Below are 14680 nucleotides of genomic sequence, written 5' to 3' on the forward strand. Positions count from 1 at the left end.
GGTCAGCGGCGGCGCCAGGCGCGCTCGCCGAGCAGCCGCAGCCCGTTGAGCCCGACGATGATGGTGGAGCCTTCGTGCCCAGCCACGCCGAGCGGCAGCGGCAGGTGGCCGACGAGGTCCCACACCACCAGCACGGTGATGAACGTCCCCGCGATCACGAGGTTCTGCTTGACCAGTCGGCGGGCGCGGCGGGAGAGGTCGACGACCTTCGGCACAGCGGCCAGCTCGTCGCGGACGATCACCACGTCGGCGGTCTGCAACGCCAGGTCGGAACCGGCCCGGCCCATCGCGACACCGCAGTGCGCGGCGGCGAGCGCGGGAGCGTCGTTGACGCCGTCGCCGATGACCATCGTCGGCCGTCCGGATTCCCGCACCGCGGCGACCTTCTCCGGTGGCAGCAGTCCCGCGCGCACGTCGGTGATGTCCACCTCGGCCGCCACGTGTGCGGCGGCGCGCGGGTTGTCGCCGGTGATCAGCACCGGTTCGGCGCTGGTCAGCGCGCGCATCGCCCGCACCGCTGCGGCGGCGTCCGGCCGCAGCCGGTCGGAGATGCCGAGCACCCCGGCGACCGCGCCGTCCACGGTGACGATCACCGCCGTGTGCCCGGCCGCTTCGAGTTCGGCGGCCGGTTCCGCGTCGCGGGGGCTGGTGACGGCCACCTTCCGGCCCTCGACCGCGGCCGACACCCCGTGGCCGGGTGTCGCCAGGAAGTCCTCGGCGGCCGGGATGGCGAGCCCGTGGTCGCGTGCCGCCGCGACGATCGCCCGGGCCAACGGGTGCTCGCTGAGGTGCTCGGCACCGGCTGCCAGGGCGAGGACATCAGCGGCGTCGTGCCCTGGTGCCGGGTCGATCCGCACCACGCGCGGTGTGCCTTCGGTGAGGGTGCCGGTCTTGTCCAGCGCGACCCGCTCGGTTTCGCCGAGGCGTTCCATCACCACCGCCGATTTGACCAGCACGCCGTGCCGCCCGGCGTTGGCGATCGCGGACAGCAGCGGTGGCATGGTGGCCAGCACCACGGCGCAGGGCGAGGCGACGATCATGAACGTCATGGCGCGCAGCAGGGCGCCCGCCAGATCGTCGCCGAACAGCAGGGGGATCGCGAAGACCGCGATGGTCGCCACCACCACGCCGATCGAATACCGCTGCTCGACCTTCTCGATGAACAGCTGCGTCGGTGCCTTGGTCGCAGTGGCCTCGGCGACCAGTGCCACGATGCGGGCGATCACCGATTCCGAGGCGTCCTTGACGACCCGCACCCGCAGCGCACCGGTGCCGTTGAGGGTGCCCGCGAACACCTCGTCGCCGGGCTGCTTCGGCACCGGCAGCCCTTCGCCGGTGATGGTCGCCTGGTCGACGTCGCTGGCGCCGTCGAGCACTTCACCGTCAGCGCCGATCCGCTCGCCGGGGCGCACCACGATCACGTCGCCCACCCGCAGGTTCGCCGTGTCGACGGTCTCTTCGACACCGTCGCGCACCCGCACCGCGGTCTCCGGGGCGAGGTCGAGCAGGCTGCGCACCGAGTCCTCGGTCCGGGCGGTGGCGAAGGCCTCCAGGGCGCCGGAGGTCGCGAAGATGACGATCAGCAGGGCGCCGTCGGTGATCTGCCCGATCGCGGCGGCACCGAGCGCCGCGACGATCATCAGCAGGTCGACGTCCAGGGTCTTCTCGCGCAGCGCCCGCAATCCCGCCAGGCCGGGTTCCCAGCCGCCGGTTGCGTAGCTGACCAGGTACAACGCCCAGCAGAGCCAGGTCGGGCCGTCGGCGAGCTGCACGGCCAGGCCGAGCAGGAACGCCGCCAGCGCCGCGGCGGCCCAGCGCGCCTCGGGCAGTGCGAACAGGCGGCGCCCGATGTTCGGCTGCTCGACTGCTCGGGTTGTGCTGCGGTCGGTGACGGCGGTCATCGCGAGCACCCTTCCGGCGTTGGGACGGACAACCGGGCACGATACATGAATGCCTGATCAATCGTTCATGTATCTCGAATGGCTAGAATTCCGGACATGGGTCACGGGGTCAAGCGCGAAGTCACGCCCGCTGCGCGGCTGGACGCGGCCTCGGCGGCGTCGGTCGCCGAGACGCTGCAGGCGCTGGCCACCCCGTCCCGGCTGTTGATCCTCAGCGAACTGCGCCAGCGGGCGATGGCGGTCGGCGAGCTCGCCGAGGCGGTCGGCATGGAGCAGTCCGCCGTGTCCCACCAGCTGCGGCTGCTGCGCGCGCTCGGCCTCGTCACCGGCAACCGCTCCGGCCGCAGCGTCGTCTACTCGCTGTACGACAACCACGTCGCCCAACTGCTCGACGAGGCCGTCTACCACATCGAACACCTGCGGCTCGGGCTGCCCGACTGACGAAGATCATTTCGTGCGAATACCCCGAACGGCGCAATTGGATTGCTGAGGGTGAGTGCGGGCAAGCAACGTCCGCGTTCTTCGCGCGTAACAAGGGCCTCCTAGATTTCTCCCGCTAAAGCGGGCAAATCAAGGAGCACGATGATCAGGTCACGAAGATTCATTGCAGTATCCGCGTTGCTCGCCATCGCTATCAGCGCCTGCGGTGGCAACTCCTCCGGCGGCACGGTCGGCGGCGGTGGCGGTTCGAAACTGATCATCGGGGTGGACCTCCCGCTGCAAGGCGCGGCCAAGGACGCCTCCGAGGCGACGGTCAACGCGATGCAGCTCTACCTGGAGCAGGTCGGGCACAAAGCGGGCAACTACGACGTGGAGCTCAAGGTCTACGACAACTCCACAGCCGCCAAGGGTGCCTGGGACGACGCCACCTGCGCCAAGAACGCGCAGGACCACGTGGCGAACCCGGATGAGGTCGCGGTGATGGGCCCGTTCAACTCCGGCTGCGCCAAGATCGAGGTGCCGGTGCTGAACTCCGATCCCACCGGCCCGATGCTGATCGTTTCGCACGCCTCCACCAACCCCGGCCTGACCAAACCGTGGGATCCGGGCGAGCCGGAGAAGTTCTACCCGGGTGGCGTTCGCAACTTCGCCCGCGTCATCGGCACCGACGACTACCAGGGCGTCGCGGCGGCCCGGTTCGCCGCCCAGGACCTCGGGGTCAAGCGCTGCTACGTGCTCAACGACAACCAGACCTACGGCCAGGGCGTGGCCAAGGTCTTCGCGGAGGAAGCGCCCAAGCAGGGCGTCACCGTCCTGGGCAACGCGCCGTGGGACCTCAAGCAGCCCAGCTATGCCGCGCTGTTCACCAGCATCAAGGCGTTGAATCCGGACTGCATCTACCTCTCCGGGATCTTCGACAACAACGGCGGCCAGCTGGTCCGGGACAAGGTCCGGGTGCTCGGCGACAACAACGCGGTGAAGCTCATGGTGCCGGACGGCTTCAGCGGCTACCCGGAGTTCAACAACCTGGCCGAAGCCCAGGGCGCGTACCTGACGTTCTCCGGCCTGACCGCGGAAACCCTGCGCCAGGGCGGCGGTGCGGGCGCGACGCTGCTGGACGCCTACCGGGCGAAGTACGGCGCGGACCCGGCCTCCAGCTACGCGCTCTACGGCGTCGAGGCGTTGCAGGTGATCCTGGCGGCCATCGAGAAATCCGACGGCACTCGAAAAGGCGTGCGGGACCAGGTGTTCGCCGGTGTGACCATCCCGGCCGAGCAGTCGGTGGTCGGCAAGGAGGTCAAGATCGACCCGCAGACCGGGGACGCGAGCATCCGGGACGTTTCGGTGATGCAGATCAGGGACAGCAAGGAGACCTTCGTCAAACCCTGGCCGCTTTGATCCCCCCCGGGCCTGGGCATCCGTCGCGGTGCCCAGGCCCGGAAGAACGTGCGCGTATTGGGTATGACCGCAGCTCGGCGTCAGCCGCTGCCACCCGCTCTCAGCGGGTTCTGAGGTTCCGCCACGCAATCCAACCCGCGCACCCTCCAAAAGCCCGCACACCTGGCACTAGGAACCCCATGGCAGACACCGCCATCAGCCGCCCCGTCGCCCGGCCACTGGCCATCCGGCACATCGTGGAGCGGTCGGCAGCCACCCTCATCCTCGTCGGGGTCGGTGGCTGGCTCCTGTTCAACCTGATCCACGCCCCCGCCCAGTTCTTCTCCGTCGCCGCCGACGGCCTCAACATCGGACTGCTGTACGCGCTGATCGCACTCGGCTACACCCTCGTCTACGGCATCATCGACCTGATCAACTTCGCGCACGGCGACCTGTTCATGCTCGGCACGCTGTTCAGCGCGTTCCTGCTGACCACGGTGTTCGGCCAGACCACCGCTGGCCCGGTGAGCTGGCTGCTGTTGCTGGTCACGCTGGTGGCGGTGATGGCCTTCTGCGCCGTGCTCAACGTGCTGATCGAGCTGATCGCCTACCGGCGGCTGCGGATGGCGCCCAAGCTCGCCCAACTCGTCGCCGCCGTCGGGATGAGCTTCATCCTGCAGTTCATCGGGCTGAAGTGGAACGGCTCCACGCCCCAGCAGTGGCCGAACGTGCTGCCCGACGGGGCCATCGAGCTCGGCGAGGTGCGGATCTCCTACAGCGTCCTGGTGGTCATCGCGGCGACCGTCCCGCTCCTGCTGCTGATGCGCTGGATCGTAGGCAACACCAGGCAGGGCCGGGCGATGCGGGCCACCGCCCAGGACAAGGACGCCGCGCGGCTGATGGGCATCAACGTCAACCGCACCATCGCGTTCACCTTCGCGCTGGGCGGGGCGCTGGCCGGGGCCGCCGGGCTGATGTACCAGCAGGTCGTCGGCACCACGGCGTACAACCTCGGCTACCAGATGGGACTGATCGCGTTCACCGCCGCGGTCCTCGGCGGCATCGGCAACATCACCGGCGCCGTGCTCGGCGGTGTCCTAATCGGACTGATCCAGGCGTTCAACGACGGGCTGCCCTTCGGCCTGGGCCAGCAGTGGTCGCAGAGCGTGGTGTTCGCCATCCTCATCCTGCTCATGGTGTTCAAGCCCGAGGGCCTGCTCGGTCGGCCGACCACGGAGAAGGTGTAGCCATGGCGAACTCCAAGCGACACCTGGTGGTTCCGGCCCACCTGCGCTGGCCGGTCGGCGCGGTGCTGGTGGCCGTGCTGGTGTTCCTCGCGTACTACTACCTGATCCCCAACCTGCCTTCCGGTGCGCAGGGCTTCTTCCGCACCTGGCTGCCGCTGACCGCGGTCAACGAGGCGCTGGTGTGGGTGATCTGCGCGCTGGGGCTGAACATCGTGGTCGGCTACGCCGGTCTGCTGGACCTGGGGTTCGTGGCCTTCTGGGCGCTCGGCGGCTACACCGCGGGCTGGCTGATGTCCGGCTTCTTCCACCAGGTCAACGTGCACTTCCTGGACGGCACCCCGGCCGCACTGCCGGGGATCCACCTCAACTTCTGGACGGTGCTGATCGTCGGCGCGGCGTTCTGCGCGCTGTGGGGCGTGATCATCGGCGCGCCGACGCTGCGGCTCAAGGGCGACTACCTGGCGCTGGTGACGCTCGGTTTCGGCGAGATCATCCCGCAGGTCTTCACCAACGGGGAGAACATCTTCGGCTTCAACCTCTCCAACGGCACCAAGGGCATCGCACCCGTCGACCCGATCAACATCGGCCCGGTCCGGCTCGGCCCGTTCGACCTGGTGTGGAAGTACGTGATCTTCGCGCTGATCGCGGCGCTGGTGATCTTCATGTCGCAGCGGCTGCGGGAAGGTCGGCTGGGCCGGGCGTGGCTGGCCATCCGGGAGGACGAGCTGGCGGCGAACATGATGGGCGTGCCGATCATGCGCACCAAGCTCGCCGCCTACGCCGTCGGCGCGGTCGCCGGTGGGCTCGCCGGTGTCGCGTTCGCCACGCACCTGTCCGCGGTGCTGCCGGACCGGTTCAACTTCTCGATCTCGATCACGCTGCTGGCCATGGTGGTGCTCGGCGGGATGGGCAACGTCTGGGGCGTCGCGTTGAGCGCACTGCTGCTGGCCTGGGTGAACTCCACCGGACTGCCGCAGTTCGGCAACGCCTTCAACGCCCAGTTCGGCACCGACATCAACTTCCCGTCGTACAACTTCCTGCTGTTCGGCGGAATTCTGGTGCTGATGATGCTCTACCGGCGGGAAGGCATCCTGCCCGAGTCGCGCACCCGGCTCATCCTGCGCGAACCCAGCCGCACAGATCTTGAGGCGCAGGGCGCCGACCTGGAGCAGGCCGCACCCGAACTGGACGAGGTGCTGACCGAACGTCGGCTGGACAAGGCCGGTGAAGGGCGATGACCATGACCGCGCAGCACACCACGGCGCTGCTGGCCGAGCACATCACGGTCACCTTCGGCGGCCTGGTGGCCATCGACGACGTGACGTTCACGATTCCGCGGGGTGCGATCGTCAGCCTGATCGGCCCCAACGGGGCGGGCAAGACGACCCTGTTCAACGTGCTGACCGGGCTGTACCGGGTCACCAGCGGCCGGGTCGTGCTCGGGGAGCGGGACATCACGGCGCTGTCACCGCACCGGATCGCCGCGCTCGGCATGGCGCGGACGTTCCAGAACATCCGGCTGTTCGGGCTGATGACCGCCGAGGAGAACGTCAAGGTGGCGATGCACTCGCACCTGCGCTCCGGGCCGATCAGCACGATCTTGCGGACCCCTCGGCAGCGCCGGGAGGAACGGCAGGCCACCGAGACCGCGGTGGAGTTGCTGGAGTACGTGGGAATTCCGCACGCCGTCGGGGAATACGCCCGCAGCCTCTCCTACGGCGACCAGCGGCGGCTGGAGGTCGCCCGGGCGCTGGCGCTGGATCCGTCGATCCTGCTGCTGGACGAGCCGACGGCCGGGATGAACCCGCAGGAATCCGCCCGGTTCACCGACTTCGTCCGCCGCGTTCGCGACGAGAAGGACCTGTCGGTGCTGCTCATCGAGCACGACATGAGCGTGGTGATGCGGGTCTCCGACCGCGTCACGGTGCTCGATCGGGGCAGGCGGATCGCCGAGGGCGACCCGGCGGAGGTCCGCACCGATCCGAGGGTCATCGAGGCCTACCTCGGCAAGGCCGCGCAGGAACCGGAAAACGCATTGGGGCGGGAGTCATGACCGGCGACAACGGACCAGAGCCCCTGCTCGACCTCGACGACGTGCACGTCCACTACGGGAACATCGCCGCGGTGCAAGGGCTTTCGCTGCACGTGCGCAGCGGCGAGATCGTGACGCTGATCGGCTCCAACGGTGCGGGCAAGTCCACCACGTTGCGCACGATCTCCGGGTTGCTGCGCCCGCGCCGCGGCACGATCACCTTCCAGGGGCGGCGGCTGAACGGGGTGGCCGAGCACGACATCGTGCGCCGGGGCATCGCGCACGCGCCGGAGGGCAGGCGGATCTTCCCGCTCATGACGGTCGCCGAGAACCTCGAACTCGGCGCGTTCGCCCGCAAGGACAAGAAGGCCATCACCGAGGACCTGCACAACGTGCTGGAGCTGTTTCCCCGGCTGCGCGAACGCATCCGGCAGCAGGCGGGCACGATGTCCGGCGGCGAACAGCAGATGCTCGCGGTCGGCCGAGCCCTGATGGCCCGCCCCCGACTGCTGCTGCTCGACGAACCGTCCATGGGCCTCGCACCGGTGCTGGTGGATCTGATCTTCGACACCATCACGCGCATCCGCGAGCAGGGCACGACGGTCCTGCTCGTCGAACAGAACGCGCTGGCCGCCCTGGCGGTCGCCGACCGCGCCTACGTCCTCGAATCCGGCACCCTGAAACTCCACGGCACCGCAGCAAACCTGGCCAAGAACAACGAAATAGCCAACGCCTACCTCGGCACCTGACCCGGCACCCGCCACCAACCAAAAACCCGATCGGGTGATGGGTGAGGGGCACCTGTGACCAAGTAACTGGGTCACAGGTGCCCCTCACCTCGAAAAGATCACTCAACTGAGGGCGATGATCAGACCGTGTCCGTCGAATGGACGTATCAGCGGGTATGGGGCCGCGAGTCTTCGGTGAAGCCAGGTGTGGTTAGCGCGTCGGACGAGCTTGGTGTCTAGTTCGACATGCCGAGACCGATGCCCCAGATCACGAGGCCGATGACCGTGATGACGACCGCAGTCCACAGGGTGACCTTTGCTGCCCGACTTCGCATGCCGAACAGTACGACGAGCATCCCGGCAGCGGCCCAGCACAGCAGAAGCCATACGGCGGTCCAGAACAGTGCGAAAGGCAGGGCGACGCCACCAGAGCCGTACCGGAGGATGCTGTCGATCGTGGCTACCCACATGAAAAGGCCTGCGATTGCCAGTATTCCGGCGACGATTGACCCGGCGATGCGAGCGAACATCGATCGCCGTGCACCAGCGCTGCTCACCTCCGTCTGCTTTCTCGGTTCGTGGAGGTCATCGCTGTACGTCTTTCTGGCCGCTGACGATTCGGGCGAGTTCGTCGACGGTCTGGGGTTTCTTCCAGTAGTCCGAGTGCGCTGTGGTGGGGTCGGTGGGGATGACATTGCCGTCGAAGGTCGGGTCGGACGGGCTGACTCCGAACCATTGGTCGTCAACCCCATCGAGCCGGTCAGCGATTTCGGGAGGTCCGGCGCTGTTGATCGAGTCGGCCTCCGAGGTCCCTGCCCACACTCGCTCGGGTGGCACGCCCAGATCATGAGCGTTGTCGACGCCGACTCCTGGCGATCCCAGGAACGCAATGTCGTCGGTGTGCAGACCGTGATCGCGGGCTGCATAGCCGACAACGGTCGATCCGTAGCTGTGGCCTAGGACGGTGTTGTGCGACGGTGCGCCGTCGTGGGTGACCCGGAGTCCTTGCTGGAATTCCGACAGGTCCTGTTTGGCGTTGTTCGCGTAGTAGTCCTTGCCAGCTTCGCCCAAGTTCGGCGGTGACTCGTAGCCCTCCCACACGATCGTCGCCACCTTCTGACCTTCAGGTGCCAGCTGTTGAGCCCGGTCGAAGATCGCTCGGTTGTTCGCCAGGTCGTGGTTGACGCCACCAAGGTCCGAGAATGTGCCGGGCACGTAGGTCAGCACATGCTGCGCCGTGTCCGGGTCTCCATTGGCGACGATGGCGCGGCCTCGGCTGTCGGCAGTTGGATCGAAGCCGATGAGGTACGTCTCACTCTGCGTGAGGTGAGTCTCCAAGTCCCGGATTCCTTTCAGGGCTTCGTTGAGCTGGGCGGACTTTTCTGCCAGTTGGCGCGCAACCGGGTCTTTCGGGTCACTGATTTGGCGTTGGGCCTGCCGAACGTCGTTGAGCTTGCGAAGGACCTCCTCGCGACTTGTCGGCAGCAGTCTCCGGTTCGCTTGGTCTCGGAACAAGATCGGTACGCCGTTGGTATTACCCACCATCTGGGGATATCGGTCGATCAGATCCGTCTGCTGGGCCGCCGACAGCGATGTCCACATAGCTTGCGTGGCCGCCGGGCCTTGTTGTATGGCCTGCTCGAACATGCCCTTGGTGGCCTCTGCGGCGCGGTTCTCCACCAAAGTGGCTGCGTTGGCCAAGGCTTCTGCGGCGGGACTTGTGGGGAGCGCACCGGTCTGCTCCCAAGCGGATGACTGGGGAATGTTCTTGAGGTTCTCCTTGATCAAAGTCAGAGTTTGGACGAGCTTTTCGTGGGCGTTGCGTTCCAGGTGCCGCGCGTGTCGGACGGTTTCTCGGGCCTCGGTGAAGGCGGCTTCTTGTTTGGCTTCAAGCAATTTGGCTGCCGCTGCCTCCTCCGGCGTTGGTGAAAGGTCTTTTCCTGGCAGGCTGATGTCCTGCGAAGCCGGGGGAAGCGGTTTGGGTGGATAGATCAGCGGTGTGAGCACCTTCAACTGGCCTTCTTGCGCGACCTGTTCGGCTTGCTCCATACGCGATTTCACGGTGTCGATCCGGCCGCACCACGCGTCTACAGCGCGCGCTACTGCTGGGAAGAGTTGAGCCAGTGCGTCGCCGTCGCGGCCCTGTTGGGCGGCCCAGCGCTGGAACGCTTCTGATGCTTCGCCTTCCCACTCGCTGGCAGCCTGATTCCGTGCTGTGTACTGGCCGGTGGCTACGCGCTCTGTATGGGGCCCGAAGCTGTGGACCTGCCGCGCATACGCGCGCATCGTGTCAGGGTTTCCCGCAACCCACGTATTCAAAGTCATGATCTGCTACCGCCCCAGTTGGTCGAACATTCCGGCGGTGCTGTCATCAATGCCGCTGTATGTCGCTTTGTTGGCATCTAGGTCCGCCGCACCTCTGTGCACGGTCTCTACGTATCCGGCGGCGGCGCCCAGTAGATCGGCCACGGTCGCCGATACCGCCGCACTGGACGGCCCCGCATCTCCTGGTGGAAGCGGCTGCGCCTTGGCCAGTTCGTCAGTCGAGCGCTCGATACTGCCCGCTATTTCGGAGAGCTTTACTGGATCGATCCTGACGCTCATCCCGATCCCATGATCGTTGTGATGATCGGACGGTAGCGAAGCAACTACGAGTGGTGTTGATTTCTACCCAATCCGCTGCTTACCTCACTCGGACAGAGCAGCGCCCCGCAGCAGGCGGATCTGCTGCGGGGCGCTGAGGTGGCCAGATATCTCGGGGCCGCGTTAGGAACGGCTACGGCGCGGTGCTCGGTCGAGCAACCGGAGCGGGGCGACCCCGGCATGTTCGAGCAGGCGCTGCACGGTCAACGGGTACAGGTCGAGTTTCTGGGCAAGTTCGGCAATCCGGGTGCCCTGCGCGAAGGCATCGGCGCACTTGGCAGAGAGTTGGTCGCGGCGATTATCATCGAGGTCGTCGAACTCGCTGCGCACCGCTGGGTGATTATCCGGACCACCGCGTCGCCGCAGCTCGACACCGGCCACTTTGGTCAGTAACCGATGTACCGCACCGTAAGACAGCCCTTCCTGGAACATCAGCACGCGGATTGACACACCGTGTTCGAGGTAGTCGGTAGCCATCCGCCGTGCAAGGGTTTCTTCGGTGCGGGTGGTGAGATAGCTCGGCATGACGCAATGTCTTCCAGGTTCGAGTGAAAAGGGGAGGCTTCCGGCATTCGGGAGTCGGTTGCGGCGGATTGCCGCGTCCCGATACCACCACGATACGAGTCGGCCATTTAGCTGTGCGCCGGGAGGTGGGTCCGGCCGGGCGGTTTCGAGGGGCTGTTGGCCGCCCGGCCGGGTGGCTCGGTGCTGGGTGTCGGGGAGGGAATGCTGCCAGCACCGAGCCGGTCCATGTGTGCCGCAGTTCAGCGAGAATGCGGCGCAGCAACAGCGGATCATGCGTGCGCTCGTCGTTTGAGCGGAAGTGTGCGAAGCCAGGCATCTTCGTCGACGTCGTCGGCCGGAGTCCTGCGGATCGTGGTCGGTTCGTAAAATCGATCACGGCCGCTGCCGATTTCGGCTCGATTCGTGCGACCAGATACCTAACAGTCAACGCGTCTTCGCCGCCTCCATGCTGCGGCCGATTTGTTCCCAGCCAGAGCGATGTTGCCTACAGCGACACACCGCTTGGTGGGCACGTCATCGACGACATTAGGGATGTGGCCGAGTTGGCACGTCTTTTCGCGTCGTTGCAGGCCCGAGCTCTTCCAGAAGACCGCTCAGCCGATCTGCTGCGTAGCATCGCCCGCGAACACCACTAACGTGTGAAGGAGTATTACGGTGCGCCTCGACCCCATGTGGAAGAAGTCAAGCCGTTCGGGACAGGCGAACGCCTGCGTTGAAGTCGCGACGAACCTGCCTGGTTTAGCCCTTGTGCGCGATTCGAAACTAGGTGAATCATCGCCGGTTCTCGGCACATCGGACACCGCGTTCGAGAGCCTTGTCAGCAGCATCAAGTCCGGTCGTTTCGATCTGATCTGAGCACCCGATCCGGTGATGAGTGAAGGGCACCTTTGACCGACTATGCCGGTCAAAGGTGCCCTTCACCTCGAAAAGTTCACTCAGCTGAGGCCGATGATTTGGCCGTGTTCGTCGATGTCGATGTTCTCGGCTGCCGGGTGGGAGCCGAGGCCTGGCATGGTGCGCATTTCGCCGCAGATCGGGTACACGAATCCCGCGCCCACCGAGGCGCGGACCTCGCGCACCGGCAGGGTCCAGCCCGTTGGCGCGCCGAGCAGGGTGGGGTCCGAACTCAGCGACAGGTGGGTTTTCGCGATGCACACCGGGAGGCTGCCGAAGCCGTTCGCCTCGTAGCTGTCCAGCGCGCGGGCCGCCGCCGGGAGGTAGGACACCCCGTCCGCGCCGTAGACCTTGGTCGCGATCGTCTCGATCTTGGTCCGCAGGTCCGCCGAATCCGGGTACAGCAGCTGGAATCCGTTCGGCTCCTCGGCCGCCGCCACCACCGCTTCGGCCAGTTCCAGCGCACCCTTGCCGCCCTCGGAGAAGTGGCTGCTGACCGCCACCCGAGCCCCTTCGGCCTCGGCCACCTGCCGGATCGCCTCGTGCTCGCTGTGGTAGTCGGTGGGGAACGCGTTGATCGCGACCACCGGGGACACCCCGTGCAACCGGATGTTGTCGATCTGCTTGCGCAGGTTCGCCGCCCCGGCCAGCACGTCGTCCGGGTTCTCCGCGAGCATCGCCGCCGGTAGCGGCTTGCCCGCGACCACCTTGTACCGCCCCGAATGCGCCTTCAGCGCACGCACCGTCGCCACCAGCACCGCCGCGTCCGGGCGCAGCCCCGAGGTGCGGCACTTGATGTTGAAGAACCGCTCGGCGCCCATGTCCGCGCCGAACCCGGCCTCGGTGACCAGGTAGTCCGCGCACCGACTGGCGATCCGGTCGGCCACCACCGACGAGTTGCCGTGCGCGATGTTGCCGAACGGGCCCGCGTGCACCAGCACCGGGGTGTTCTCGGTGGTCTGCATCAGGTTCGGCTTGATCGCCTCCCGCATGATGACCGACATCGCCCCGGCCGCGCGCAGCTGCTCGGCGCTGACCGGCTCCCCGTCGCGGGTGTAGCCGACCACGATGCGGCCCAGCCGTTGCCGCAGGTCCTGCAACGACGTGGCGAGCGCCAGCACCGCCATCACCTCGCTGGCCGCGGTGATGTCGAAGCCGGTCTGCCGGGGGGTGCCGTCGAGCCGCCCGCCGAGGCCGGTGACGATGTTGCGCAGATCCCGGTCGTTGATGTCCAGCACCCGCCGCCAGGTGATCCGGTGCGGGTCGATGTCCAGCGAATTTCCCTTGTGCAGGTGGTTGTCCAGCATCGCGGCCAGCAGGTTGTGCGCCGCGGTGACCGCGTGCATGTCGCCGGTGAGGTGCAGGTTCAGCGCCTCCATCGGCACCACCTGGCTGTACCCACCGCCCGCTGCGCCGCCCTTGATGCCGAACGTCGGGCCCATCGACGGCTGCCGGATCGCCACCGCGGACCGCTTGCCGAGGTGGCGCAACGCCTGGCCGAGCCCCACCGTCGTGGTGGTCTTGCCTTCGCCCAGCGGGGTGGGCGTGATCGCCGAGACCACGATGTAGCGGGCCGTCGGCCGGTCGGACAGCTCCTCAAGCGCGTCCAGCGAGATCTTCGCGACGCTGCGCCCGTAGGGTTCGAGCAGGTGTGCACCGATGCCCAGCTGCGCTGCGATGTCCTCCAGCGGCCGGAGCGCGGTGGCACGGGAGATGTCCAGGTCGGACGGAATGCTCATGCGGGAACCTCCCGGAGTCTGGCGGCCATGTCGTGCCGCCACTGCACCGTCTTCGCTATTTCGTTGAAGGTGAAGAAGTGCCAGCCCGCGATGCCGCGGGCGGGGTCGATGAGGTAGGGGGCCAACTCGTCGAACAGCTCCTCCGGCGTGTAGCGGCTGAGCAGTTTCGACACTACGCCGTGTTGCTTGCGCAAGAACCGCATCGATTCACCCAACCCGATCTTCAACGAGATCCGCAAGAGCCGGTGCACATCCACCACTCCCGGCACCCCGATGTAGATCGGTAGCAGCAGGCCACGGGTGCGCACGTCCTTCACCCACGACGCTACCGCGAGGGGGTCGTAGCAGATCTGCGAAACGATGTAATCCGCGTAGCGGGCCTTCTCGGTCATGGCCCGGATGGTGGAGGCGTCGGAGATGAACGCGTGGCGTTCGGGGTAACCGGTGATGCCCACCCGCATCGGCTTGCGCCCCAACTCGTCCATCGCGCGCAGCAGCGCCAGCGCGTCCGGGAATTCGCCCAGCGGCTCGGGCGAATCCCCGGCCACCACGAAGACCTCGGACAACCCCAGCCCTTCGACGCGGTCCAGCAGCGCCGTCAGGTGCGCGGTGTCGGCGATCAGCCGGGCGGCCAGGTGCGGCACCACGTGCAGCCCCCGGCCCAGCAGCCCGGCGGCGACGTCCAAGGTCGCCTCGGTGCCCTTGGTCGGGGACGACGTGACGGTCACCGTCGTGCCCGGCGGCAGCAGTTCGGCCTCCACCTCGACACCCCGCAGCGGCAGCACCTCGAACCGCGCGTTCAGCAGCGACTGCCGCAACTGCTCGACGTTGGCGTCCATCGCACTCACCTCCCCGGCGGCTCCTCGTTTCAATTTGCTCTGTTCAAGCGGCGCAGCCGCTTAGCCCACCTGAGCAACTCGCGCCGCCGCGGGTTCTCAGACTCTGCCCACTGGCGTTCTCTGGGAGGACAGCCTCGACGTGGTGTATCGGACATACATGATGTCGGGGATCCCGGAGCGAGATCGCCCGGGGTGCGGGGTGTCCCCGCACAGGCACTGCCTGAGTGCCTGTTTTTGAAGTGGTCGTGTCGGGCCGTTCGCCTCGGGTGAGGTGGGCGATTTCGCGCGAAATCGCCGTCTCCCACGCGGGGCGG

Annotated in this window: 15 protein-coding genes; 8 read left to right on the top strand and 7 right to left on the bottom strand. The window is 67.0% G+C overall.

Annotated elements, in window-relative coordinates; translation table 11 throughout:
* Positions 1-2: 2 nt before the first annotated feature.
* Positions 3-1901 carry a heavy metal translocating P-type ATPase gene (locus tag ACTWQN_RS28555; protein WP_443206688.1) on the bottom strand — a complete coding sequence of 633 codons (1899 nt, stop codon included), beginning with the start codon at positions 1899-1901 and terminating at the stop codon, positions 3-5.
* 96 nt (positions 1902-1997) lie between these two features.
* Here ACTWQN_RS28555 and ACTWQN_RS28560 point away from each other — a divergent pair, with 96 nt between their 5' ends.
* The 6 genes from ACTWQN_RS28560 to ACTWQN_RS28585 all read left to right on the top strand — a co-directional run bounded on the left by ACTWQN_RS28560 (position 1998) and on the right by ACTWQN_RS28585 (position 7747).
* A complete protein-coding gene (locus ACTWQN_RS28560) occupies positions 1998-2342 on the top strand; it encodes an ArsR/SmtB family transcription factor (RefSeq protein ID WP_443206689.1) in 345 nt (114 codons plus the stop codon).
* 177 nt (positions 2343-2519) lie between these two features.
* Positions 2520-3740, top strand: coding sequence for a branched-chain amino acid ABC transporter substrate-binding protein (locus ACTWQN_RS28565; protein WP_443206690.1), 1221 nt, complete (start codon positions 2520-2522; stop codon positions 3738-3740).
* 179 nt (positions 3741-3919) lie between these two features.
* Positions 3920-4966, top strand: a complete 1047-nt coding sequence (locus ACTWQN_RS28570) for a branched-chain amino acid ABC transporter permease (protein WP_443206691.1) — start codon at positions 3920-3922, stop codon at positions 4964-4966.
* A gap of 2 nt (positions 4967-4968) precedes the next feature.
* Positions 4969-6204, top strand: a complete 1236-nt coding sequence (locus ACTWQN_RS28575; protein WP_443206692.1) for a branched-chain amino acid ABC transporter permease — start codon at positions 4969-4971, stop codon at positions 6202-6204.
* A complete protein-coding gene (locus ACTWQN_RS28580) occupies positions 6201-7019 on the top strand; it encodes an ABC transporter ATP-binding protein (RefSeq protein WP_443206693.1) in 819 nt (272 codons plus the stop codon). Before ACTWQN_RS28575 ends, ACTWQN_RS28580 begins: the two co-directional genes overlap by 4 nt.
* Positions 7016-7747, top strand: coding sequence for an ABC transporter ATP-binding protein (locus tag ACTWQN_RS28585; RefSeq protein WP_443206694.1), 732 nt, complete (start codon positions 7016-7018; stop codon positions 7745-7747). Before ACTWQN_RS28580 ends, ACTWQN_RS28585 begins: the two co-directional genes overlap by 4 nt.
* A gap of 215 nt (positions 7748-7962) precedes the next feature.
* On the opposite strand, the gene ACTWQN_RS28590 is transcribed toward ACTWQN_RS28585, so the two are convergent.
* The 4 genes from ACTWQN_RS28590 to ACTWQN_RS28605 form a co-directional block, all read right to left on the bottom strand.
* Entirely contained in the window at positions 7963-8256 is a 294-nt protein-coding gene (locus ACTWQN_RS28590; protein ID WP_443206695.1) for a hypothetical protein, read from the bottom strand.
* A 55-nt stretch (positions 8257-8311) separates the two neighbouring features.
* Positions 8312-10012: an alpha/beta hydrolase gene (locus ACTWQN_RS28595; protein WP_443206696.1), complete on the bottom strand. Its 1701-nt coding sequence runs from the start codon at positions 10010-10012 to the stop codon at positions 8312-8314.
* Positions 10013-10057: 45 nt separating this feature from the next.
* Complete coding sequence (locus ACTWQN_RS28600) at positions 10058-10330, bottom strand: hypothetical protein (protein WP_443206697.1); 273 nt, start codon at positions 10328-10330, stop codon at positions 10058-10060.
* A gap of 162 nt (positions 10331-10492) precedes the next feature.
* On the bottom strand, positions 10493-10894 hold the full coding sequence (locus tag ACTWQN_RS28605; protein ID WP_443206698.1) for a helix-turn-helix domain-containing protein: 402 nt from the start codon (positions 10892-10894) through the stop codon (positions 10493-10495).
* A gap of 248 nt (positions 10895-11142) precedes the next feature.
* On the opposite strand from ACTWQN_RS28605, the gene ACTWQN_RS28610 reads away from it, so the two are divergent.
* Together ACTWQN_RS28610 and ACTWQN_RS28615 are read left to right on the top strand one after the other, a co-directional pair.
* Positions 11143-11529: a Scr1 family TA system antitoxin-like transcriptional regulator gene (locus ACTWQN_RS28610; protein WP_443206699.1), complete on the top strand. Its 387-nt coding sequence runs from the start codon at positions 11143-11145 to the stop codon at positions 11527-11529.
* Positions 11530-11548: 19 nt separating this feature from the next.
* Positions 11549-11749 carry a DUF397 domain-containing protein gene (locus ACTWQN_RS28615; RefSeq protein WP_443206700.1) on the top strand — a complete coding sequence of 67 codons (201 nt, stop codon included), beginning with the start codon at positions 11549-11551 and terminating at the stop codon, positions 11747-11749.
* A gap of 80 nt (positions 11750-11829) precedes the next feature.
* Here ACTWQN_RS28615 and ACTWQN_RS28620 read toward each other — a convergent pair whose 3' ends face one another.
* Together ACTWQN_RS28620 and ACTWQN_RS28625 are read right to left on the bottom strand one after the other, a co-directional pair.
* Positions 11830-13527, bottom strand: coding sequence for a formate--tetrahydrofolate ligase (locus ACTWQN_RS28620; RefSeq protein WP_443206701.1), 1698 nt, complete (start codon positions 13525-13527; stop codon positions 11830-11832).
* Positions 13524-14366, bottom strand: coding sequence for a methylenetetrahydrofolate reductase (locus ACTWQN_RS28625; RefSeq protein WP_443206702.1), 843 nt, complete (start codon positions 14364-14366; stop codon positions 13524-13526). The genes ACTWQN_RS28620 and ACTWQN_RS28625 overlap by 4 nt, the downstream gene beginning before the upstream one ends.
* Positions 14367-14680: the final 314 nt, after the last annotated feature.

Source organism: Saccharopolyspora antiqui (genome assembly GCF_052246905.1).
Lineage (GTDB): Bacteria > Actinomycetota > Actinomycetes > Mycobacteriales > Pseudonocardiaceae > Saccharopolyspora.